The sequence below is a fragment of the Actinophytocola sp. genome (assembly GCF_036002505.1).
GTDB lineage: Bacteria > Actinomycetota > Actinomycetes > Mycobacteriales > Pseudonocardiaceae > DASYTH01.
This window is the reverse complement of sequence record NZ_DASYTH010000328.1, coordinates 1-23,587: the sequence shown is the minus strand read 5'-3', so window position 1 is coordinate 23,587 and position 23,587 is coordinate 1. Positions and strand designations below refer to the sequence as shown.

20 protein-coding genes are annotated in these 23,587 nt (G+C 69.5%); 4 read left to right on the top strand and 16 right to left on the bottom strand.

The genetic code is table 11. The features are described from left to right. Nucleotides 1-110 precede the first annotated feature (110 nt). The 16 genes from VGR06_RS28705 to VGR06_RS28630 form a co-directional block, all read right to left on the bottom strand. Nucleotides 111-1,127 carry a polyprenyl synthetase family protein gene (locus VGR06_RS28705; protein WP_327562269.1) on the bottom strand — a complete coding sequence of 339 codons (1,017 nt, stop codon included), beginning with the start codon at nt 1,125-1,127 and terminating at the stop codon, nt 111-113. Between the two features lie 212 nt (nt 1,128-1,339). Further along, on the bottom strand, nt 1,340-2,920 hold the full coding sequence (gene nuoN, locus VGR06_RS28700; RefSeq protein ID WP_327562284.1) for an NADH-quinone oxidoreductase subunit NuoN: 1,581 nt from the start codon (nt 2,918-2,920) through the stop codon (nt 1,340-1,342). A gap of 62 nt (nt 2,921-2,982) precedes the next feature. Next, nucleotides 2,983-4,563: an NADH-quinone oxidoreductase subunit M gene (locus tag VGR06_RS28695; protein ID WP_327562268.1), complete on the bottom strand. Its 1,581-nt coding sequence runs from the start codon at nt 4,561-4,563 to the stop codon at nt 2,983-2,985. Nucleotides 4,564-4,666: 103 nt separating this feature from the next. Continuing rightward, nucleotides 4,667-6,598, bottom strand: coding sequence for an NADH-quinone oxidoreductase subunit L (gene nuoL / locus VGR06_RS28690; RefSeq protein ID WP_327562283.1), 1,932 nt, complete (start codon nt 6,596-6,598; stop codon nt 4,667-4,669). 58 nt (nt 6,599-6,656) lie between these two features. Continuing rightward, nucleotides 6,657-6,956, bottom strand: coding sequence for an NADH-quinone oxidoreductase subunit NuoK (gene nuoK / locus VGR06_RS28685; protein ID WP_327562267.1), 300 nt, complete (start codon nt 6,954-6,956; stop codon nt 6,657-6,659). Nucleotides 6,957-7,107: 151 nt separating this feature from the next. Continuing rightward, nucleotides 7,108-7,968, bottom strand: a complete 861-nt coding sequence (locus VGR06_RS28680; RefSeq protein ID WP_327562266.1) for an NADH-quinone oxidoreductase subunit J — start codon at nt 7,966-7,968, stop codon at nt 7,108-7,110. A 79-nt stretch (nt 7,969-8,047) separates the two neighbouring features. Further along, nucleotides 8,048-8,596, bottom strand: a complete 549-nt coding sequence (gene nuoI, locus VGR06_RS28675) for an NADH-quinone oxidoreductase subunit NuoI (protein ID WP_327562265.1) — start codon at nt 8,594-8,596, stop codon at nt 8,048-8,050. After that, a complete protein-coding gene (gene nuoH, locus VGR06_RS28670) occupies nt 8,596-9,921 on the bottom strand; it encodes an NADH-quinone oxidoreductase subunit NuoH (protein WP_327562264.1) in 1,326 nt (441 codons plus the stop codon). Before nuoH ends, nuoI begins: the two co-directional genes overlap by 1 nt. Beyond that, nucleotides 9,918-12,413 carry an NADH-quinone oxidoreductase subunit G gene (locus VGR06_RS28665; protein ID WP_327562263.1) on the bottom strand — a complete coding sequence of 832 codons (2,496 nt, stop codon included), beginning with the start codon at nt 12,411-12,413 and terminating at the stop codon, nt 9,918-9,920. The genes nuoH and VGR06_RS28665 overlap by 4 nt, the downstream gene beginning before the upstream one ends. Then, the gene (gene nuoF / locus VGR06_RS28660) at nt 12,410-13,705 is read right to left on the bottom strand and encodes an NADH-quinone oxidoreductase subunit NuoF (RefSeq protein WP_327562262.1); all 1,296 of its coding nucleotides are present in this window, start codon (nt 13,703-13,705) and stop codon (nt 12,410-12,412) included. Before nuoF ends, VGR06_RS28665 begins: the two co-directional genes overlap by 4 nt. A 173-nt stretch (nt 13,706-13,878) precedes the next feature. After that, on the bottom strand, nt 13,879-14,613 hold the full coding sequence (gene nuoE / locus VGR06_RS28655) for an NADH-quinone oxidoreductase subunit NuoE (RefSeq protein ID WP_414637359.1): 735 nt from the start codon (nt 14,611-14,613) through the stop codon (nt 13,879-13,881). 152 nt (nt 14,614-14,765) lie between these two features. Next, nucleotides 14,766-16,118: an NADH-quinone oxidoreductase subunit D gene (locus VGR06_RS28650; protein ID WP_414637357.1), complete on the bottom strand. Its 1,353-nt coding sequence runs from the start codon at nt 16,116-16,118 to the stop codon at nt 14,766-14,768. Next, complete coding sequence (locus VGR06_RS28645; protein WP_327562260.1) at nt 16,115-16,885, bottom strand: NADH-quinone oxidoreductase subunit C; 771 nt, start codon at nt 16,883-16,885, stop codon at nt 16,115-16,117. The genes VGR06_RS28650 and VGR06_RS28645 overlap by 4 nt, the downstream gene beginning before the upstream one ends. 65 nt (nt 16,886-16,950) lie before the next feature. Next, on the bottom strand, nt 16,951-17,499 hold the full coding sequence (locus VGR06_RS28640; protein WP_327562259.1) for an NADH-quinone oxidoreductase subunit B family protein: 549 nt from the start codon (nt 17,497-17,499) through the stop codon (nt 16,951-16,953). An 11-nt stretch (nt 17,500-17,510) separates the two neighbouring features. Next, nucleotides 17,511-17,930, bottom strand: coding sequence for an NADH-quinone oxidoreductase subunit A (locus VGR06_RS28635; protein ID WP_414637358.1), 420 nt, complete (start codon nt 17,928-17,930; stop codon nt 17,511-17,513). Nucleotides 17,931-18,495: 565 nt separating this feature from the next. Further along, nucleotides 18,496-19,308: a Bax inhibitor-1/YccA family protein gene (locus VGR06_RS28630; protein ID WP_327562258.1), complete on the bottom strand. Its 813-nt coding sequence runs from the start codon at nt 19,306-19,308 to the stop codon at nt 18,496-18,498. 232 nt (nt 19,309-19,540) lie between these two features. On the opposite strand from VGR06_RS28630, the gene VGR06_RS28625 reads away from it, so the two are divergent. From VGR06_RS28625 to VGR06_RS28610, 4 genes are all read left to right on the top strand, one after another. Then, on the top strand, nt 19,541-20,656 hold the full coding sequence (locus VGR06_RS28625) for a polysaccharide deacetylase (RefSeq protein ID WP_327562257.1): 1,116 nt from the start codon (nt 19,541-19,543) through the stop codon (nt 20,654-20,656). Nucleotides 20,657-20,746: 90 nt separating this feature from the next. Next, nucleotides 20,747-21,139, top strand: a complete 393-nt coding sequence (locus VGR06_RS28620) for an SCO5389 family protein (protein ID WP_327562256.1) — start codon at nt 20,747-20,749, stop codon at nt 21,137-21,139. Between the two features lie 47 nt (nt 21,140-21,186). Then, complete coding sequence (locus VGR06_RS28615) at nt 21,187-23,172, top strand: SDR family oxidoreductase (RefSeq protein WP_327562255.1); 1,986 nt, start codon at nt 21,187-21,189, stop codon at nt 23,170-23,172. A gap of 13 nt (nt 23,173-23,185) precedes the next feature. Beyond that, nucleotides 23,186-23,542 carry a VOC family protein gene (locus VGR06_RS28610; RefSeq protein ID WP_327562254.1) on the top strand — a complete coding sequence of 119 codons (357 nt, stop codon included), beginning with the start codon at nt 23,186-23,188 and terminating at the stop codon, nt 23,540-23,542. Nucleotides 23,543-23,587 lie beyond the last annotated feature (45 nt).

Genomic DNA, 23,587 nt, shown 5'->3' with positions numbered 1-23,587 from the left:
CCTTGCGGTGCTCCGCCTAGACGAAGAGGCTACTGCGGTCGGGTCGGCGCGCCGCACCGGCCGCCAGTTTGTGCGACTCGATCACGCTCCGTCACCGTATCGGGTGCGCCCTATCGGGTGCGGGCGACCACGTAACGTGCCAGCAGCTCGAGCGCGTCGCGTGCCGGGCAGGGCGGGAACACGTCCAGCACCGCCCGCGCTCGCCCGGCGTATTCACCGACCGTGTGCACGGCCTGGTCCAGACCGGGTGACCGGCGCAGCAGGTCGAGCGCCTCGTACACCGCGCCGTCCTCGGTGACCGGGCCGGACAGCAGCTCGCGCAGTCGCGGGGTGTCCGGCCCGTCGAACGCCAGCGCGTAGAGCATCGGCAGGGTCCGCACGCCCTCGCGGAGGTCGGTGCCCGGCGTCTTGCCCGACTCGTTGGCCGGCGAGGCGATGTCGATCACGTCGTCGGAGATCTGGAAGGCCGTGCCGATCAGGTCGCCGTACCGGAACAGCGCCTCGGTCTGCTCCGGCCCGGCCCCGGAGTACATCCCGCCGTACCGGCCGGCGGTGGCGATCAGCGAGCCGGTCTTCTGCGCCACCACCGACAGGTAGTGCCGGACCGGGTCCTCGCCGTTGCGCGGTCCGACCGTCTCCCGCATCTGCCCGGTGACCAGCTCCCCCATGGTCTCCGCAATGATCCGGGCCGCGTCGCTGCCGAGCGTCGCCACCAGCCGGGAGGCGTGCGCGAACAGGAAGTCGCCGGTCAGGATGGCCACCGTGTTGTCCCACCGGGCGTTCACGCTGGCCTCGCCGCGGCGCATGGTGGCCTCGTCCATCACGTCGTCGTGGTAGAGCGTGGCCAGGTGCACCAGCTCGACCGCCGCGGCCGCGGTGATCACCGCGTCGGTGTTGCCGTCCGCGAACTGCGCGGAGAGCAACGTGAACAGCGGGCGGAACCGCTTTCCGCCGGCCTTCACCAGGTACAGCGCCGCCTGGTTGACGAACTCGACGTCGCTGTGCACGACCGTGTGCAGCAGGTCCTCGACCTGCGCGAGACCCTCGGTGACCGCCTTGAGCAGCACGGGGTCCGCGTCGTCCAGCCCGAGCAGGGCGGGCAGGGGTGCGGCGGTCTCGTTGGACACACCTCAGCGTAACCGGCACCCCGCAACCGGGCGGGAGGGAAGCAACGTGATGGTGCTCATTCCCGCTGTCCGCTCTTAAGCGCCTCGCCCCCGACCAACGGGACCTCAGGGGACCGTGACGCCACCCAGCCACAATCCACCACACAACCGCACCGCCAGCTGGAACGCGACAACAGCAGTCAAATTCCGGAGAGGCGGGCTAGGGAGGCGGGTCAGTGCAGGGCGAAGTTCCCCGCACCCGCCCAGTCGAGCGCGAACGCCGGCGCAATGCCGAGCAGCAGGGTGACCAGGACACCGAGCGTGATGGCCGCGGTGGTGAACGCGCCGGGCACGGTGACGGTCGGCCCGTCCGCCGCCGGTTCGCTGAAGTACATCAGCACGATCACCCGCAGGTAGAAGAACGCCGCGACCGCGCTCGCCACCAGGGCGATCACCACGAGCGGGGCGAGCCCGGCCGAGATCGCCGCGGAGAACACCACGAACTTGCCGATGAACCCACTGGTGAGCGGAATTCCGGCCAGTGCCAGCAAAAGGAAGGCGAACACCGCCGCGACCGCGGGTGAGCGCTTGGCCAGGCCCGCCCACTGCGACAGGTGCGTGGCCTCGCCGTCGGCGTCCCGCACCAGGCTGATCACGCCGAACGTGGCCACCGTGGTGAACCCGTAGGTGAGCAGGTAGAACAGCGTGCTCGACAGGCCGGACGGGGTCAGCACGATGGCACCGATCAGCATGAACCCGGCGTGTGCGATGGACGAGTAGGCGATCATGCGCTTGATGTCGGTCTGGGTCAGGCCGAGCACCGCGCCGATGATCATCGACACGATCGCCACGCCCCAGAGCACGCCGCGCCACTCCCACTGCGTGGACTGGAAACCCACCGCCAGCACCCGCAGGATGCCGCCGAACGCGGCCACCTTCGTGCAGGCTGCCATGAACGCGGTGACCGGGGTGGGCGCGCCCTGGTAGACGTCCGGGGTCCAGGTGTGGAACGGGCCGACCGAGCCCTTGAACAGCAGGCCGACCACCAGCAGGCCGAAACCGCCGAACAGCAGCGCGTCCGAGCGGTCCGTGCCGGCCGCGGCGCCCGCGATGTCGGCCAGCCGCACCGAGCCCGCGTAGCCGTACAGCAGCGCGAGGCCGTACAGGAAGAACGCCGACGCGAACGCGCCGAGCAGGAAGTACTTGACCGCCGCCTCCTGGGACAGCAGCCGGCGCCGGCGGGCCAGCCCGGCCATCAGGTACAGCGGGAGGCTCAGCACCTCCAGCGCGATGAACATGGTGAGCAGGTCGTTGGCCGCGGTGAACACCATCATGCCGCCCAGCGAGAACAGGGCGAGCGGGAACACCTCGGTCTGCATCTGGAACCGCGCGGCCTCGGTGGGGTGCGGGTGCGCGCCGAGCCGCTGCTCGCGGTCCTGCACCGTGCCCGGCCGGATCGCGGCCTGCGCCACCAGCGCGCCGCCCGGCTCCACCGAGCGGTCGGCGATCAGCAGCACCGCGCCGACGGACAGGGCCAGCAGCGTGCCCCAGAGGAACAGCGCCGGGCGGTCCACCGCGATCGTGCCGGCCAGGGTGATCTGGCCCTCGGCCGGCGCGTCGGTGAGGTAGGTCGCGAGCGCCACCCCGGAGCCGGCGATGGCCAGCAGGGTCAGCGCCACCTGGGCCGGCCAGCGCTGGTGCCGGGGCAGGAACGCCTCGAACAGCACCCCGAGGCAGGCCGCGCCGAGCACGATCAGGATCGGCATGATCGCCGGGTAGTTGATCGCCGGGGCGCTCTCCTTGGCCGATGGCACCGGGGTGGGCGCCGGCTGGCCCGGCTGGGCGAGCTCCAGGAACGTCGAGAGAGCCGACACGTCTACTTTCCTCCCACCGGGTCGGACAGGCCGACGGAGCTCATCGTCGCGTTGACCGAGGGCGTGATCACGTCGAGCACCGGCTTCGGGTAGAAGCCGATGCCGAGGATCAGCACCACCAACGGAATCAGCACGGCCTTCTCCCGGCCGTCGAGGTCCCCGATCGTCCGCTTGGCACCGATCTCGGGGTCGGCCACCGCGCCCGGCCCGGGCACCGCGCCGAGCAACGCGTTGCCCCGCACCGGACCGTGCATGACCCGCTGGTACATCCAGAGCACGTAGAGCGCGGCGAGGATCATGCCGACGGCGGCCAGGATCGTGTACACCGGTTCTCGGCCGTACGAGCCGATCAGCACCAGGAACTCGCTGATGAACGAGTTCGTGCCGGGCAGCGACAGCGTGGTCAGCCCGGCCAGCAGCAGCATCCCGCCGAGCACCGGGGTGACCGCGAACATCCCGCCGTAGTCGGAGATCTGGGTGGACCCGCCGCGCGCGATCACCATGCCGATCACCAGGATCAGCATGCCGGTGGCGATGCTGTGGTTGACCATGTAGGACACCGAGCCCACCTGGGACTGCGTGCTGAACGCGAAGATCCCGAGCGCGATGAACCCGAAGTGCGCGATCGACACGTAGGCGACGAACCGCTTCAGGTCGCGCTGCATGGTGGCCAGCAACGCGCCGTAGAGGATTCCGGCGACGGCGAGCACGAGCACCAGGGGCGCCAACGTCTTGCTGGCGTCCGGGAACATCGGCAGCAGGTAGCGCATGAAGCCGAACGTGCCCACCTTGTCCAGCACGCCGACCAGCAGCACGGTCACCACGATCGGCGCCTCGGCTGCGGCGTCCGGAAGCCAGGTGTGCAGCGGCACCAGCGGCGCCTTCACCGCGAACGCGAGGAAGAAGCCGAGGAACAACCAGATCTGGGTGGACAGCGGGGCGTCGCTGACGACCTGCACCAGCGTGGGCCAGTCGAAGGTGCCCTTGCCCAGCTCGTCGGAGGCCATCGAGTAGGCGCCGATGGCCGAGGCCAGCATGATCAGGCCGCCGAGGAAGGAGTACAGGAAGAACTTCACCGCGGCGTACTGCCGGTTCGCCCCGCCGTAGGAGCCGATCAGGAAGTACATCGGCACCAGCATGAGCTCGAACAGCACGTAGAACACGAACACGTCGGTGGCCGCGAACACGCCGACGGTCAGCGCCTGCTCGATCAGGATCAGCGAGAGGAACCCGCCGGCGCTGCGGCCCTCGGGCAGCTTGTCCACCCAGCTCGCGCCGATCAGCAGCGGCACCAGCAGCGCGATGATCGCGACCATGACCAGCGCGAGGCCGTCCACCCCGAACGAGAGGTGCACGCCGAACGTCGGGATCCAGTTCAGCGAGAAGTGCTGCTGCAGCCGCGCACCCGATGGCTCGTAGGAGATCCAGGAGATCACCACGAGCACCAGCTCGATCAGCGAGAAGCCCAGCGCGGTCTGCTTGGCCAGCCGGTCGTTGTCCCGCACGAACGCCACCACGAGCCCGCCGAGCAGGGGCACCAGCAGCAGGAAGGCCAGCAGCGCCGACCCCGACGAGGAGGTCATCGGCTCGCCCCTTCCAGAGACCGACTTGTCGCGGGTAGTTCCCGCGACAGGTGCCACTTGTCGCGGGCAGTTCCCACGACAAGTCGGGGTGCGGCAAGGGAGGTCATGCGTACCTCACCGCCAGCAGAGCCGCAACCACGAGGATCGAACCTCCGAGCATGGTCAGCGCGTAGGAGCGCACGAATCCGGTCTGCAGCCTTCGCAGCCGGCCGGAACTACCGCCGAGCATCGCGGCGATGCCGTTCACCAGGCCGTCGACGCCGCGATTGTCCACATAGACCAGTGCCCGGGCGAGCCAGGTGCCGGGCTTGGCCACCAGCGTCTCGTTGAGCGTGTTGCCGTACAGGTCGCGCCGGGCGGCCTGGACCACCGCGGACACCGGCTCCGGCTTGACCACCGGCACCGGCTTGCGGCCGACGAAGAGCCACGCGGCCGCGGCGCCGATGAGCATCATCGCGATCGAGATGACGGCCAGCGCGCCCTTGGCGATCACCGGCTCGGCACCCTCCTGCAGCTCGCCGAGGGCCGGGGTCAGCCAGTGCGCCAGCCGGTCGCCGGTGGACAGGAACGCGCCGGCGCCGAGCGAGCCGACCGCCAGGATGATCATCGGCACGGTCATCACCGGCGGCGACTCGTGCGGGTGATAGTCGTGACCCTCTTCGGACTTCAGGTTCTCCCAGCGCTTCTCGCCGAAGAACGTCATGAACATGAGGCGGGTCATGTAGAACGCGGTCAGCGCGACGGCGAGCATGGCCGCGCCGCCGAGCACCCAGGCCCGCCAGGTCTCCGACTGGGCGAAGGCCGCCTCGATGATGGCGTCCTTGGAGAAGAAGCCGGACAGGCCCGGGAACCCGATCAGCGCCAGGTAACCGATGCCGAACGTGGCGAACGTGATCGGCATGATCCGCCACAGCCCGCCGTAGTGGCGCATGTCCACGTCGTCGTTCATGGCGTGCATGACCGACCCGGCGCCGAGGAAGAGCCCGGCCTTGAAGAAGCCGTGGGTGAACAGGTGCGCCAGACCCAGCGCGTAGCCGGCCGGGCCGAGCCCGACGCCCAGCATCATGTAGCCGATCTGGGCGACCGTGGAGTACGCCAGCACCTTCTTGATGTCGTCGTAGGCGCAGCCGATGATCGACCCGATCAGCAGCGTGACGCCGCCGACCAGGGCCACCACCAGCCGGCCGTCCGCGGTCAGGTTGTAGATCGGGTTGGACCGGGCGACCAGGTACACGCCGGCGGTCACCATGGTCGCCGCGTGGATCAGGGCGGAGACCGGGGTCGGGCCCTCCATCGCGTCCGGCAGCCAGGCCTGCAGCGGGAACTGGCCGGACTTGCCGCAGGCGCCGAGGAGCAGCAGCAATGCCAGGGCGAGGAGCGTGCCGGAGTCCAAAGTGGACGCCCGGGCGAACACCTCGGTGAACTGCGTGGTGCCCAGCTTGCTGAACATGATGAAGATGGCCAGGATCAGGCCGACGTCGCCGACCCGGTTCATCAGGAACGCCTTCTTCGCCGCCGTGGCCGCGGACGGGCGGTTGGTGTACCAGCCGATCAGCAGGTAGGACGCCAGGCCCACGCCCTCCCAGCCGAGGTAGAGCGTCACGAACCCGTTGCCCAGCACCAGAAGAAGCATGGAAGCGGCGAACAGGTTGAAGTAACCGAAGAACCGGCGCCGGTTCAGGTCGGCGGCCATGTAGCCGATCGAGTACACGTGGATCAGCCCGCCCACGCCGGTGATCAGCAGCGCGAAGCTGATCGAGAGCGGGTCGACCCGGAGCCCGAAGTCGACCTGCAGGGCGTTGACCGGGATCCAGGAGAACAGGTGGACCTCGCTGACCCGCTGGCTCGCCTCCCGGCCCACCGTGTCGAAGAACAGGACCAGGGCGTAGACCAGCGCGGCCAGCACGGTGCCGGCGCCGAGCAGGTGTCCCCAGCGGTCCGTGCGCCGGCCGCCGGCCAGCAGCACCAGCGCGCCCAGCGCGGGCAGGGCGAGCAGCAACCAGGCGGCACTCGCGACCCCGGTGGCCTGCTGCACCTGCTCCTGTGCTTGAGCGGCGGCGGCCAGGGTGGCAGTTCCCGTCACCGAGTTCCCCTTAGTACTTCAGCAGGTTGGAGTCGTCCACGGAGGACGAACGGCGGGTCCGGAAGATCGACATGATGATGGCGAGCCCGATCACGACCTCGGCCGCGGCCACCACCATCACGAAGAACGCCATCACCTGGCCGTCCAGCGTGCCGTTGATCCGGGAGAAGGTGACCAGCGTCAGGTTCACCGCGTTCAGCATCAGCTCGATGCACATGAACACCACGATGGCGTTGCGCCGCACCAGCACCCCGACCGCGCCGATGGTGAACAGCAGCGCCGACAGCAACAGGTAGTACGTCGGTGTCATGGCTGGTCCGCCTCTCCGGAATTCACTGCTGTCGTTGCGTTCCAGCTGACGGCGCGGTTGGCGGATTGATTGTGGCTGGGTTGCGTCACGGTCCCCTGAGGCGCGGTTGGCAGGCCCGCGGCCTGATCCGACCTCGGGGTTGACACAAGGATCATGGTTTGTCCTCTGTGGACGGGGCGGACCGCTCGCCGGCGGAACCTACCAACGCGTGGGCGTCCGGGGTGGGCGCGGTGCCGGCGACCGACTTGACCTCGTCGGCGAACTGCTCGGCCGCGGTCGCCTCGATGATCCCGGACAGCGACTCCGGCGCCACCGAGCCGTCCGGCAGCAGCGCGGGCGTGGCCACCGAGTTGGAGGTGGCGAACACGCCGGGCCCGGGCAGCGGCGACGGGCGGGCGTGCTCGCCGCGGAACCGGGCGATCACCAGCTCCTTCTGTGTCCGGCGGCCGCGGATGTGCCGGTCGACGTAGCCGAGGATCATCGCGCCGACCGCCGCGGTGATCAGCAGCGCGGAGGTGAGCTCGAACGGGAACAGGTAGTCGGTGAACAGCAGCCGGCCGATGTTGTAGACGTTTCCCTTGCCGCCGTTGGCATCCGCCGCGTCCAGGCCGATCGGGGTGACCACGTCGACGGCCCGGGCCAGGGCGCCGACCACGATGCCGGCGAGACCCACGCCGAGCACGAACGCCCACAACCGCTGCCCGCGCAGCACTTCGACCACGGAGTCCGAGGAGTCCCGGCCGACCAGCATCAGCACGAACAGGAACAGCATCATGATCGCGCCGGTGTAGACGATGATCTGCACGAAGCCCAGGAACGCCGCCTGCTGCACCAGGTACAGCACGCCCAGGCTGAACATGGACAGCACCAGGAACAGCGCCGAGTGCACGGCGTTCCGGGCGAAGATCATGCCGAGCCCGCCGCCGAGCGCCATCGGCCCGAGGATCCAGAACGCGATGGCCTCACCCGTGGACACCTCGGCCGCGGCCTGCGCCAGCACCATTGCGCTCATCGGCGCGCCTCCTGGGGGTCGAGTGCCATGAATGACTCATTCGGGGCACTGGACGACCCATATGTGGCATTCATGGCGGTCATTTGTGCTCCTCCCCTACCGGGTCGGGGTAGCCCCACTTGCGGGCGAGCTGCTTGCCGTTGACGTAGTAGTCCTGTTCGGACTCACCGAGGCGCATCTCGTGCGGCGGCTGCTCCATGCCGGGCAGCAGCGGGGCGAGCAGCTGCTCCTTGGTCCAGATCAGGTCCTGCCGGTTGTCGTCGGCCAGCTCGTAGTCGTTGAGCATGGTCAGCGAGCGGGTCGGGCAGGCCTCGATGCACAGGCCGCAGCCGATGCACCGGAGGTAGTTGATCTGGTAGTCCATGCCGTAGCGCTCACCCGGCGAGTAACGCTCCTCGTCGGTGTTGTCCCCACCCTCGACGAAGATCGCGTCGGCCGGGCAGGCCCAGGCGCACAGCTCGCAGCCGACGCACTTCTCCAGCCCGTCCGGGTGCCGGTTGAGCTGGTGGCGGCCGTGGTAGCGGGGTGCGGCGGGGGCACCGGCCTCCGGGTACTCCTCGGTGACCACCTTCTTGAACATGGTCGAGAAGGTGACGCCGAAGCCCTTGAGCCCGTCGAACATGGCCATCAGTCGGTCTCCCTCTCCTCGGCGCCGGCAGTGCCGCCGGTACCGGCGGTCCCGGCCCCGACCCGGGCCCGCTCCCGCCGGGCCTGCCGCGCCTTCACCGCCTTGCGCTTGGGCTTGCCGGGCACCTTCAGGTCGAGCGGCGGCACCGGGTAGCCGCCGCCGGTGATCGGCACCGCGTCGTCGTCCTGCGGCACCGCCCGGTCGGGCAGCAGCAGCACCACGCCGATCAGCAGCACCAGCGCGACCCCGCCGAACAGGATGGCCTGGCCCGACGTGATGCCCTGGTTGCGGAACGCCCGGATCGCAGTCACCGCCACGATCCACACCAGGTTCAGCGGCACCAGCATCTTCCAGCCGATCCGCATGAACTGGTCGTAGCGCAGCCGGGGCAGCGTGCCGCGCAGCCAGATGTAGACGAACAGGAAAACCAGCGTCTTGCCGAAGAACCAGAGCAGCGGCCACCAGCCGGTGTTGAAGTAGTTGTGGTTGATCAGCGAGATCGGCCAGGGCGCCATCCAGCCGCCGAGGAACAGCGTCGTGGCGAACGCCGAGACGATCACCATGTTGACGTACTCGGCCAGGAAGAACAGCGCGAACTTCATCGAGCTGTACTCCGTGTGGAAGCCGCCGACCAGCTCAGACTCGGCCTCGGGCAGGTCGAACGGGGCCCGGTTGGTCTCGCCGACCATGGAGATCAGGTAGATCACGAAGCTCGGGGCCAGCGCGAGGCCGTACCAGAGGCCGTGCTGCGCGACCACGATGTCCCCTGTGGACAGTGAGCCGGTGTAGAGCACGACGGCCACGATGGACAGGCCCATGGCGATCTCGTAGGAGATCACCTGGGCGGCCGAGCGCAGCCCGCCGAGCAGCGGGTAGGGCGAGCCGGAGGACCAGCCGGCCAGCACGATGCCGTACACGCCGAGGGACGAGCAGGCCAGGATCACCAGCACGCCGACCGGCAGATCCACCAATTGCAGCACGGTGCGCTCGCCGAAGATGGACACCTCCGGGCCGAACGGCAGCACGGAGAACGCCAGGATCGCCGGGATCGTGGAGAGGATCGGCGCCAGCCAGTACACCTTGCGGTCGGCGGTCTCCGGGATGATCTGCTCCTTGAACGGGAGCTTGATCGCGTCCGCGACCGACTGCAGCCAGCCGTTCGGGCCGACCCGGTTGGGGCCCGGGCGCTGCTGCATCCTCGCGACGACCTTGCGCTCCCAGATGATCATGAACATGGTCATGACCGGCCCGAGCAGCAGCAGGATCACGGCCTTGATCAGGATCAGCCAGATCGGGTCGTCGGCGAGCAGTTCGGCTCTGGTCATTCCGATCCTCCATTGTGGACGGATCCGGGGAGCAGATTCTCGGCGGTCACGGTGACGGCACTTCCGTGACCGGCCGCGAGCGTGGCCCGCACGGTCGACAGGCCGGAGTTGGTGGGCAGCCAGACCACGCCGTCCGGCACATCGGCCAGTTCGGCCGGGACCGTGACGGCGCCGCGCTCGGTCTTCACCGTCACCGTCGGTGCGCCGGCCACGCCGAGGACCTCCGCGGTGCTCGCCGAGAGCCGGGCCACCACCGGGCGCGCGGTGCCGGCCAGGTGCGGTTCGTCCACCAGCAGCGAACCGTTGTCCAGCAACTGATGCCAGGTGGCGAGCAGCGCCTGCGCGTCGCTCTTCGGCGGCGCGGGCTGGGCGGCCGGGGTGGACGGCGTCGCGGCCACCCGGCTCACCGCGGGCAGCTTGGCCAGGTCGGCGGCCGCGGCCTGCGGGGTCTGGGTGAACAGGTCCACGTCCATCTCGACGGCGAGCGTGTCCAGCACCCGGCAGTCGGACAGCGCGCCGGTGCGCTCCAGGGTGACCGCGAACTCCCGGCGGCGGCCCTCCCAGTTGACGTAGCTGCCGGACTTCTCGGCCGCCGGTGCCACCGGCAGCACGACGTCGGCGTGCGCGGTGGCCGCGGTCGGCCGCAGCTCCAGGCTGACCACGAAACCGGCCCGGGACAGCGCCCGCCCGGCAAGCTCCGGATCGGGCAGGTCGTTCGGGTCGACGCCGCCGATCAGCAGCCCGTCCAGGTTGCCGCCGGCGAGCGCGGTGAGGATGCCGGTGGTGTCCCGGCCCGACTCGGTCGGCAGCGCGCCCGGCTGCAGGCCCCACAGGTGACTGACCTCGGCGCGCGCGGACACGTCGGTGACCAGCCGGCCACCCGGCAGCAGGTTCGGCACCGCGCCGGCGTCCAGCGCGCCCCGCTCGCCCGCCCGGCGCGGCACCCAGGCCAGCCGGGCACCGGTCGCCGCGGAAAGGCTCAGCAGGGCCGAGAACAGGCCGGGGACCTCGGCGGCCCGCTCGCCGACCAGCACCACCGCGCCGTCGCCGGAGAGCGCGTCGTGCACATCCGGGGCGTGCTTGGCGAGACCCGACACCGCGGCCGCCTCGCCACCCGGGAGGCAGGACAGCAGCGTGCCCAGGCTCTTGGTCACGCCGGGGCTCGTCCACTGTCCGATGTGGAACACCTGGGTCCGGCCGGTGCGCGCGGCCTTGCGCAACCGCAGGAACAGGACCGGCGCCTCCTCCTCCGGCTCCAGCGCCACGCACAGCACGGCCGGCGCCGCCTCCAGCCCACGGTGGGTCACCCCGCCGCTCTCCGGCGACGTGCCGACCACGGTGGACGCCAGGAACGCCAGCTCCTCGGCCGAGTGCGGCCGGGCGCGGAAGTCGATGTCGTTGGTCTGCAGGGCGATCCGGGCGAACTTGCCGTAGGCGTAGGCGTCCTCGACGGTCAGCCGGCCGCCGGTGAGCACCCCGACGCCCTTGCCGTCGCGGGCCTTCGTCAACCCCTCGGCGGCGATCCGCAGCGCGTCCGTCCACGACGCCGGAACCAGCTCACCGGTCTCCGCGTCGCGCACCAGCGGCTTGGTGAACCGGTCCGACGCGGTGACATAGCGGAACGCGAACCGGCCCTTGTCGCAGTTCCACTCCTCGTTGACCTCCGGCTCGTCGCCGGCCAGGCGGCGCGTCACCTTGCCGCGCCGCCAGTCCGAGCGGGTGGCGCAGCCGACCGCGCAGTGCTCGCACACGCCGGGCGTGGACACCAGGTCGAACGGGCGGGCGCGGAACCGGTACGCCGCACTGGTCAGCGCGCCGACCGGGCAGATCTGGATGGTGTTGCCGGAGAAGTAGCTCTGGAACGGTTTGCCCTCGGCGATCCCGATCTGCTGCTGGGCGCCGCGCTCGAGCAGCTCGATGAACGGGTCGCCGGCGATCTGCGCGGAGAACCGGGTGCAGCGCTGGCAGAGCACGCACCGCTCGCGGTCCAGCAACACCTGGGTGGACACCGGAATGGGCTTGGCGAACGTGCGCTTCGGCTCCACGAACCGGGAGTCCGCCCGGCCGTGGCGCATCGCCTGGTTCTGCAGCGGGCACTCGCCGCCCTTGTCGCAGACCGGGCAGTCCAGCGGGTGGTTGATCAGCAGCAGCTCCATCACGCCCTGCTGCGCCTTGTCCGCCACCGGCGAGGAGCGCTGCGTCTTCACAGCCATGCCGTCGGCCACCGTGATCGTGCAGGAGGCCTGCGGCTTCGGCATCGGCCGGCCGCCCATCTCCACCTCGACCAGGCACTGCCGGCAGGCACCGGCCGGCTCGAGCAGCGGGTGGTCGCAGAACCGCGGGATCACCACGCCCATCCGCTCGGCGGTGCGGATGATCAGCTCGCCCTTGGGCGCGATCACCTCGACGCCGTCGATCGTCAGCCGGACATGGCCCTCGGGAACCGGGGCCTGCTCGGTCTTCTCCTCTGGTGCGTCCGAAATGACAGTCATTTCGCTCCTGCCAGCGCCGGCTGGGTCTTCCAGGTCTTGCTCTGCTGCTCGCGCAGCGCCAGGAACTCGTCGCGGAAGTACTGGATGCCGCTGACGATCGGGCTCACCGCGCCGTCACCGAGCGCGCAGAACGAGCGGCCGAGGATGTTGTCGCAGATGTCCAGCATCGTGTCGATGTCGGCCTCGGTGCCCTTGCCGGCCACCATCCGGCGCAGGATCCCCTTGAGCCAGAAGGTGCCTTCCCGGCACGGGGTGCACTTGCCGCAGGACTCGTGCTCGTAGAACTCGGTCCACTTCATCACGGCCCAGGGCACGCTGACGGTCTCGTTGAAGATCATCAGCGCGGTGGTGCCGAGCATCGAGCCGGCCTCCGCGGCGCCCTCGAAGTCCAGCGGGACGTCCAGGTGCTCAGCGGTGAACAGCGGCGTAGACGAGCCGCCCGGCGTCCAGAACTTCAGCGGGATGCCGTCCTTCATGCCGCCGGCCATGTCCAGCAGGGTGCGCAGGGTGGTGCCGAGCGGGGCCTCGTACTGGCCGGGCCGCTCGATGTGGCCGGACAGCGAGAAGATCTTCGGCCCGGGCGAGCGCTCGGTGCCCATGCTGCGGAACCAGTCCGCGCCACCGTTGACGATGAACGGGACGCTGGCGATGGTCTCCACGTTGTTGACCGTGGTCGGCATGCCGTACGCCCCCGCGGCCGCCGGGAACGGCGGCTTGAGCCGGGGCTGGCCGCGCTTACCCTCCAGGGAGTCCAGCAGCGCGGTCTCCTCGCCGCAGATGTACGCGCCCGCGCCGGCGTGCACGGTGATCTCCAGGTCGAAACCGGAGCCGAGGATGTCGGTGCCCAGATAGCCGGCCTGGCGCGCTTCCCGGACCGCCGCGTTGAGCCGGCGAATGCAGTGCGGCACCTCGCCGCGCACGTAGATGAAGCAGTGGTGCGAGCGGATGGCGTAGGCGGCGATGACGCAGCCCTCGATCAGCGAGTGCGGATCGGCCATCATCAGCGGGATGTCCTTGCAGGTTCCCGGTTCGCCCTCGTCGGCGTTGATCACGAGGTAGTGCGGCTTGTCCTCGTTGGTGGGCATGAAGCTCCACTTGACCCCGGCCGGGAACCCGGCGCCGCCGCGGCCGCGCAGGCCGGAGTCCTTGACCAGCTGGACGAGCTGCTCGGGCGTGCCCTTGAGTGCCTTGCGCAGCGCCGTGTATCCCTCGAGCTGCTCGTAGGTCTGCAGGGTCCACGAGTTCGGCGAGAGCCAGCGCTTGGTGAGCACCGGGGTCAACGGGTCTGCCATGTCGGCCCTCTACTTCTTTCCAGCGCGGTCTTGCCGCGGCTTTGCGTGCCGACGAAATCGCTCCGGCAGGGCGACGACCGTCAACGTCACGTTGTCGTGGTACGGCGCCCTGCCACCGCGATTCCGTGCCTCCGGCCGGGGCACGCTCCGTGGTCGCCTTGATTGCCGCGACATCACTTGGCCCCCGTCTTGTCTACTGACGGCAAGGGTGCGTCGTCCGGCATGGTCGGAGCGGTCCACCCGCGGTCCTGCGCGAGTTGGGCGCCGCGCAGGGTTTCCCCGGCCGCCGACGGTCCGTCCACCTGGGACCGGAACACGTCCTCGTCCTCCGGGTAGAAACCGGCCAGTTCCAGGGAGACCGTGCGCCAGTCGGTCAGCGGCGCGCCCCGGGTCGGCGCCGGCTTCTCCCCGCGCCGCAACGCGTCCACCAGCGCCACCGCGGACTCCGGGGTCTGGTTGTCGTAGAACTCGTAGTTGACCTGGAGCACCGGGCCGAAGTCGCACGCCGCCAGGCATTCCGCGTGCTCGATGGTGACCGAGCCCGGCTCCCCCGGCCTGCCCGCGGTGTCCTCGTTGGCCAGCGGCTTCTTGGGCGTGCCCAGGTGTTCGCGGAGCTTGGCGAAGATCTCGTCGCCGCCGAGCATCGCACACATCGTGTTGGTGCACACCGAAACCAGGTGCTCACCGCAGGGCCTGCGCTTGTACATCGTGTAGAACGTGGCGACCGCGCTCACCTCGGCGGTGGCCAGGTCGAGCTGCGCGGCGCAGAACTCGATGCCGGCCCGGCTCACGTAGCCCTGCACGGACTGCACCAGGTGCAGCATCGGCAGCAGCGCCGAGCGGCTCTCCGGGTACCGCGCGATGATCTGCCGCGCCTTGTCCACGATGTCCGGACCGAACACGCTCAGGTCCGAAGTGGACGGTGTGGTCAGGGTCGCGTCCCCGGCCTCGCTCAGCGTGGACAGCTCGGTGGCCGTCGCCTCCCGCTCGGCCGCCGCCCAGGTCTGCCCCGCGCCCACGCTCGAGCCGCCGTGGGTCAGCCCCCGGGCCCGGTCTCCGTTCACCGGTCAACGCCTCCCATCACCGGGTCGATCGACGCGATCGCCGCGATCACGTCCGCCACCATGCCGCCCTCGGACATCGCCGGCATGGCCTGGAGGTTGACGAAGCTTGGATCCCGGACGTGCACCCGCAGCGGCCGGGTGCCGCCGTCGGACACCAGGTGGTAGCCCATCTCGCCGCGCGGCGACTCGACCGGCACGTACACCTGGCCCGGCGGCACCTCGAAGCCCTCGGTCACCAGCTTGAAGTGGTGGATCAGCGCCTCCATGGACTGACCCATGATCTTGCGGACGTGTTCGAGCGAGTTGCCCATGCCGTCCGCGCCGATGGTCAGCCGGGCCGGCCAGGCGATCTTCTTGTCCGCCACCATGGTCGGGCCGGGCTCCAGCTTGTCCAGGCACTGCGCGATGATCCGCAGCGACTGGTGCATCTCCTCGACCCGGAGCAGGTACCGGGCGTACGCGTCGGCGTCGTTGGCCGTCGGCACCTCGAAGTCGTACTCCTCGTAGCCCAGGTACGGCTCGGTCTTGCGCAGATCCCAGGCCAGGCCCGCGGAGCGCAGGATCGGGCCGGTCACCCCGAGCGCGAGGCAGGCGTCCACCGGCAGGTAGCCGATGCCGATCAGCCGGTTCTTCCAGATCGGTTGCCCGCTCAGGAGTTTGTCGTAGTCGGGCAGCCGGGAGTCCATCACCTTGATGAAGTCGCGCACCGTCTGCTCGTAGCCGGACGGCAGGTCCTGGGCCACGCCGCCGGGCCGGATGAACGCGTGGTTCATCCGCAGCCCGGTGAGGAACTCCAGCAGGTGCAACACTTCCTCGCGCTCGCGGAAGCCCGCGGTCATGGCGGTCAGCGCGCCCAGCTCCATGCCGCCGGTGGCCAGCGCGACCAGGTGCGAGCCGATCCGGTTGATCTCCATGAGCAGCACCCGGATCACCTGCGCGCGGCGGGGCGCCTCGACGCCGAGCAGCTTCTCCACCGACATGCAGTAGGCGGCCTCGTTGAACAGCGGCGACAGGTAGTCCGCCCGGGTCACGAACGTGACGCCCTGGGTCCAGGTGCGGTACTCGCAGTTCTTCTCGATGCCGGTGTGCAGGTAGCCGATCACCGACCGGGCCTGGGTGACCGTCTCGCCCTCGAGCTCCAACACCAGCCTGAGCACACCGTGCGTGGACGGGTGCTGCGGACCCATGTTGATCACGATGCGCTCGTCGGCGATGGCGTCCTCGAGCACCTCGTCCCAGTCGCCGCCGGTGACCGTGTAGATCCGGCCCTCGGTGGTTTCCCTTGTGCCCGCATACGCAGAGCCCACTGGCTCCTCCGCGGAAAAGCGTGCGTCGTCGCGCGACGTCATGAGTAGGCCCTCCGCTGGTCCGGGGGAGGAATCTCGGCGCCCTTGTACTCCACCGGGATGCCGCCGAGCGGGTAGTCCTTGCGCTGCGGGTGCCCGTCCCAGTCGTCCGGCATCAGGATCCGGGTCAGCGCCGGGTGCCCGTCGTAGACGATCCCGAACATGTCCCAGGCCTCCCGCTCGTGCCAGTCGGCCGTCGGGTAGATCTCGACGACGCTCGGCACGTGCGGATCGTCCACGTCGACCGCGACCTCGAGCCGGATCCGCCGCCGGAACGTCATGGATGTCAGGTGGTACACCGAATGCAGCCGCTGCGGCACGTCCTCGCCGTAGTCCACGGCGGACACCGAGCTGCACAGCTCGAAGCGCAGCGCGGCGTCGTCGCGCAGCGCCTTGCAGACCCGGACGAGGTCCTCGCGGCGCAGGTAGAACGTGATCTCACCGCGGTCGACGGTGATCTGCTGGACGGCCTCGGTGGGGATGCTCCGCTCGCGGAAGGCGACGGCGAGGTCGTCGACGAACTCGTCGAACCAGCCGCCGTAGGGGCGTTCGGCCGGCGCGGGGCTGTAGGCCGGCAGCCGCAGGCCGCCGAAGCCGCTGGTGTCCCCGGCGTCGCCGACCCGGAACATGCCCTTGCGTTCCCGCCCGGCGATCACCGGTGCCTGGTGCTCGGCCGGCTGCCCGATGCCGGCCGCCGGCTGGAGACCCTCGGCCGGACGGTCCACACTGGACTGCTCACCGCCGGGCTCGGGCTTGGTCTGGTCAACCATCCTCAGCCCCGCCCCCACCCGCTCATCGTGGCGCTACGCGCCGCAGTGTCCAACATTGTGTGCGCTCACTTCTTGGCGAACTTCTTGGAGGACGCGATCAGTTCGGTGCGCGCGCCTGACTCCGCGCGGAGCTGGGCGCGGCGGGCGTTGATCGGCTCGTCCATGATCTTGGCGTGCAGCTTGAGGATGGCGTCCAGCAGCATCTCCGGGCGGGGCGGGCAGCCGGGGAGGTACATGTCCACCGGCACGATGTGGTCGACGCCCTGCACCACCGCGTAGTTGTTGAACATCCCGCCGGAGGACGCGCACACGCCCATCGCCAGCACCCAGCGCGGCTCGGCCATCTGGTCGTAGATCTGGCGCAGCACCGGGGCCATCTTGTTGGTCACCCGGCCGGCGACGATCATCAGGTCGGCCTGCCGTGGGCTGGCCCGGAACGCCTCCATGCCGAACCGGGCGATGTCGTACCGCGGGCCGCCGGTGGTCATCATCTCGATGGCGCAGCAGGCGAGCCCGAAGGTGGCCGGCCAGAGCGAGTTCTTCCGCCCCCAGTTGACCAGCTTTTCCAAGCTGGCCAGCAGGATTCCGTTGGGGAGCTTCTCCTCGATGCCCATTGGCTTCCCCTTTAGTTCCAGTCGAGTCCGCCGCGCCGCCACACGTAGGCGTAGGCGAAGCCGACCGTCGCGATGAACAGGAAGATCTCCACCAGGCCGAAGATCCCGAGCGCGTCCGCGGCGACCGCGAACGGGTAGAGGAACACCATCTCGATGTCGAACAGGATGAACAGCATCGCGGTCAGGTAGTAGGCGACCGGTACCCGCCCGCCCCCGATGATCGGCTGCGGCGACGGCTCGATGCCGCACTCGTAGGCTTCGAGCTTCGCCCGGTTGTACCGCCGCGGGCCCAGCAGCGGCCCCAGCGCCGCGGAGAAGATCGCGAACGCCGCCGCCAGCGCGAACAGCAACACGAGCGGCAGGTAGACCTTCAAACTCAGGCTCGACGACACGTCCTGCTGGGCCAGCGCGGGGCCCAGACCCTCGACCAATGACACCCTCGTCGTCCTTTCCCCGCTCCTCGCTCGCACCCTAGGGGTTGCCCACCTCGACCTCGCGTGTTAGGCACCCCTAACCCGCCCGATCGGCCCGCTTGTGAAAATCTTCACAAGCTAACCCACTAACCTGTGCATCACTCCACAAGGCTGCGGCCCAAGTGTAGGACCCACCAATCGCACCCGAATCGCGGGGGAACCCAAGGTCCAGCCCGCGAGTTCGACCCTCAGGCAACTGAGTTCGACGCTCAGGCACGCGAGTTCGACACTCGAGCAAGTGAGTTCGACACTCGGGACCCTCTGCGGCGGGCCGCGCACGGCTTCGTGCGACCGAAGGATCGCGGCGTCGGCCGGGACGCGTTTCTTGATCACCCAACCCATGCCGTGCAAGGGAACGAGATCACGCGGCCGGTCCGTACAACTCAGTTGCCCGTGCGTCGAACTCAGTTGCTGGAACGTACGACTCGGTTGCTGGAGCGTCCAACTCGCGGCTCACGACGTAGGAAAAAAGGAGCGCCCGGCCGGGTGGCGGGGCGCCCCTTGGCGTGGGTGCTGTGCGGGGTTAGTCCTGTTGCAGGTAGGAGAGGAGGCGGAGGATTTCGAGGTAGAGCCAGACCAGGGTGACCATGAGGCCGAAGGCGATGTACCAGGCGTACCTGGAGGGGGTGCCGGAGCGGATCATCTGGTCGGCCATGTCGAAGTCGAGCAGGAAGTTGAACGCCGCGATGCCGATGAACAGCAGGCTGATGATGATGCCGAGCGGGCCGGCTTCGCGGAGTCCGGTGTTCACGCCGAACAGCGAGAGCAGCAGGTTGATCAACATCAGACCGGCCGCGCCGATGGTGGCACCGATGATCCACTTGGTCAGCTTGGGTGTGACCTTGACCGCACCGGTCTTGTAGACCACCAGCATGGTGCCGAACACCAGCGCCGTGCCGAGGATCGCCTGGAACGCGATGCCGTGGTAGAGGTACTCGAACACGCCGGTGATCGCGCCGAGGAACAGACCCTCCGCGGCCGCGTAGGCGAGCACCAGGGCCGGGTTCGGCGCCTTCCGTGTCGAACTGAAGATGATGACCAGCGACAGCACCAAGCCGACCAGCAAACCGATGATCATCGGGGGCCATGGGGTGATGGCGCCGGTCAGCACCGCGACGGCGGTGATCACGCCGACGACCAGGGCCGTACCCAGCGTGGCCGCGGTCTTGGTGACCACGTCGTCCACGGTCATCGGGCGGTCGCCGGTGGTGGGCGGGGCATAGCCGTGACCCGGCTCGACCGGGTAGCCGCCCGCCTGGGACTGGAAGCCCGCGTAACCGCCGCCGAAACCTCCGCGCGGCAGGTTGCGGAACGCGGGATTGCTCGTAGAACGCACCTGATCCTCCTGGAGCCTGATGGCGCCTGCATCGGGTTCAACGACCGGCAATGCCGGCTGGTTCCCGTCCGAGTAAAGCCCACTTTACCCACGAAGCGCGACCCCGCTCACAGTAGTCCTGTCCGACTTGCGTGACTGGACAAACCAGGCCGGGGGTCACACAGCCGTGTCGCTGCCCGGATCCAGAAACGATCATGGTTACGCTGTGCGATGAACGCGCGGGGGTTGCCGAATGAGAACGCACCGAAGATGGGGGGCGATCGGGCTCGGCGTCGCACTCGCCCTCACCTTCCTGGTCCTGGTCGTGCTCGGCACCGTGCCCCCGCCCGGAGCCGCCGACGGCTCGACCCCGTCGCAAGGCTCCGCAGCGCCCGCCCCGCCGGCCTGGCTGCACCGGCTCGGCCCCGGCGAGCTGCCGCCCCAGTTCGTGCTGTTCTCCTTCGACGGCGTCGGCTCGCACGAGCACTGGCAGCGGGTGCTCGCCACCGCCAGGTCGGTCAACGCGCACGTGACCGGATTCCTCTCCGGTGTCTACCTTCTTCCGCACAACCGCAAGGAAAGCTACGTCGGGCCCGGGCACAAGCCGGGCGCCTCGGCGATCGGGTTCGGCGGCACGGACGAGGAGATCCGCACCCGGATCGAGGACCTCAACGCCGCCGCGGCCGCCGGCCACGAGATCGGCACCCACTACAACGGGCACTTCTGCAAGGGCATGGAACCCAGCGTCGGCGTGTGGTCCGCGGATCAGTGGACCAGCGAGCTGGACCAGTTCTTCGGTTTCCTGCACGACGCGGCCACGAAGGGGCTGCGCGTCGCCGGCAACATGATCAAGGGCGGGCGCACGCCGTGCCTGGAGGGGAAGTTCGACCAGCTGCTGCCGGTGCTGGCCCGGCGCGGCATGACCTACGACGCCAGCCAGGTCTCCGACGGCCTGGCCTGGCCGGAGAAGCAGAACGGGGTCTGGGCGTTCTGGATGCCGCTGGTCCGGGTGAAGGCGCTGACCAACCGCAAAGTGATCATGATGGACTACAACCTGTGGTACGCCATGAACAAGGCCAGGGACGACCCGGCCCGCGGCCCGGAGTTCACGAAGATCACGCTGGACACCTACCGGGCGGCCTACCAGGTCGCCACCGCCGGCAACCGTGCCCCGATCGTCGTCGGCAACCACTTCAACGACTGGGCCGGGAACGCGTTCAGCAACGCCGCGGAGCAGTTCATGAGTGAGGTGTGCGGCAAGCCGCAGACGGTCTGCGCCACCTACTCCGAGGTGATCGAGTGGCTGCGGCTGCAGGATCCGGCCGTGCTGGACAGCTTCCGGGCACTGCCGAAGGCACAGGTCCAGTAGCTGCCCCGTTCGAGTGTCACCCCTTGAGAAGGATAATGAAAACCGCTACCACTTGATTGTCCGGCTCATCCGAGAAACCCGGAGGTAGCGATGTCCCTCGACGTACCCACCGCCCTGCTGGAGCGGGCCGAGCGCGGGGAGGTCGACGACGCCGCGTTCGTCGACTGCGTGCGGAACTCCCTGCCGTACGCCTGGCAGGTGGTCAGCGAGGTGGCCATGGGCGTGCGCGACGGCGGTGCCCCGTTCGCCGACAACACCATCCCACCGCCCAGCGAGACCGAGCGCGGACAGCTGCTGCGCGCCATGGCCTCCGACGCCATCCGCGGCGGGCTCGAGCGGCACTTCGGCGTGAAGCTCGCGTTCCAGAACTGCCACCGGGTGGCCGCGTTCGCGCCGTACATGGTCGGCGGTCCGGAGTACCAGGCGTTCATCTCGCCGCGCGACCAGCTGCTCAACCAGAGCCCGGAGCTGCGCAACTGCTGAGCTCGGCCCGCGTTGTCCTGGTTGGACAAGTGCGGGAGGCTCGTGCCATGGCGACGTATCTGGTAACCGGAGCGACCGGGCTGATCGGCCGGCACTTCGTCGCGGAGTTGCTGCGCCGACCGGACACGGACGCGGTGTACCTGCTGGTGCGCGAGCAGTCCCAGGAGCGCCTGGCCCGGCTGGCGAGCACCTGGCCCAACCCGGAGAAGATCAGGACGGTCGTCGGCGATGTCTCGCGGCCACGGCTGGGCATCGCCGACGACCGGCTGCCGGAGAAGATCGATCACGTGGTGCACCTGGCCGCGCTGTACGACCTCACCGCGGACGACGAGACCAGCGCCGCGGCCAACGTCGACGGCACGCGACATGTCGTTGAGCTGGCCGCCGCGATCGGCGCCCGGTGCCTGCACCACGTGTCGTCGGTGGCGGTGGCCGGCGACCACCGCGGCCGGTTCACCGAGGAGATGTTCGACGCCGGCCAGCGCCTGCCCACCCCGTACCACCGGACCAAGTTCGAGTCGGAGCGGCTGGTACGCACCCAGTCCGAGGTGCCGTGGCGGATCTACCGCCCGGCGGTGGTCGTCGGCGACTCGGTCACCGGCGAGATGGACAAGATCGATGGGCCGTACTACTTCTTCGCCGGGCTCTCCCGGTTGACGTCGCTGCCCAGCGTGCCGCTGGTGTTCCCGGACATCGGCGACACCAACATCGTCCCGGTCGACTACGTGGCGGCGGCCATGGCCTACCTGGTCAACCAGCCGGGCCTGGACGGCCACGCGTTCCACCTGGTCAACCCGGAGCCGCAGTCGGCGCGCTACGTCTACAACGCGTTCGCCCGCGCGGCCGGCGCGCCGGTGGCCACCGCCGAGCTCGACCCGCGGATCACCAAGCCGCTGCTCAACCTGGTCAAGCTGGCCGAGCACGTGCCCGGCGTGACGATCGCCCGGGACGCCGTGCTGGACCGGCTCGGCATCCCGCCGGAACTGCTGACCACGCTCACCTTCGAGCCGAAGTTCGACTCGAAGGCGACCCGCGACGCGTTGGCGGGCAGCGGAATCGAAATGCCGCAGCTGTCCGAATACGCGGACGTGCTGTGGCGGTACTGGCGCGAGCACCTGGACCCGTTCCGGGCCCGCCGGCACGGTGGCCGCGGCGAGCTGGACGGCCGGCGGGTGGTGATCACCGGGGCGTCCTCCGGTATCGGGCGGGCCACCGCGCTGAAGGTGGCGGCCGCGGGCGGGGTGCCGCTGCTGGTCGCGCGCCGGCAGCACGAGCTGGAGGAGGTGCGGGCGGAGATCGAGGCGGCCGGCGGGCACGCGGACATCTACCCGTGCGACCTGACCGACGGCGAGGCCGTGGACAAGATGGTCGCCCAGATGCTGGCCGAGCAGCCGAGCGTGGACATGCTGGTGAACAACGCCGGCCGGTCGATCCGGCGCTCCGTGCAGCTGTCCTACGGCCGGATGCACGACTACGAGCGGGCCATGGCGATCAACTACTTCGGCGCGGTGCGGCTGATTCTCGCGTTGCTGCCGCACATGGTGGAGCGGCGGTTCGGGCACATCGTGAACGTCTCGTCGATCGGCGTGCAGGGCATCGCGCCGCGGTTCTCCGCCTACGTGGCGTCCAAGGCGGCGCTGGACTACTTCAGCCGGATCGTGGCGACCGAGACGCACGGCGCCGGGATCACGTTCACCACCGTGCACATGCCGCTGGTGCGCACACCGATGATCCGGCCGACCCGGATCTACGACGCGTTCCCGACCAAGTCCCCGGAGCAGGCCGCGGGCATGGTCCTGGAGGCGTTGTGCAAGCGCCCCAAGCACATCGGCACACCGACCGGCTTCATGATCCAGGCCGCGTACGCGGTGGCACCCGGCGTCGTCAACGCCATCGCCTACCAGGGCTACCGGATCTTCCCCGACTCCACCGCGGCCGGTGGCTCCGGCCGGGTCAAGATCGGCAAGGGCGAGCGGCACCTGTCCGCGGCCGCCGCCGCGCTGGCCCGGTTGACTCGCGGGTTCCACTGGTAGATAGGTTCGCGTGATGATCACTGGTGCGCACTCGATCATCTACGCCTCAGATCCGGAGGCGGCCCGGACGTTCTTCCGGGACGTGCTTGGGCTGTCGCATGTGGACGCCGGTGGCGGGTGGCTGATCTTCAAGTCGCCGCCGGCGGAGCTGGCCGTGCATCCGACCGAGCCGGCCGACAGTGGCACGGTGGAGCTGTACCTGATGTGTGACGATCTCGAGGCGACCGTGGCGGACCTGAAGGCGAAGGGCGTCGAGATCGTCGGGGAGGTCACCGACGCCGGCTGGGGGCTGCTCACCACGATCAAGGTGCCCGGCGCCGGCGAGGTGGGGCTGTACCAGCCGCGCCACCCCACGGCGTATGACCTCTGAGGACCTGATCTGTCGCGGAACGTAGGTTGCCGAGTACCTTCGGGG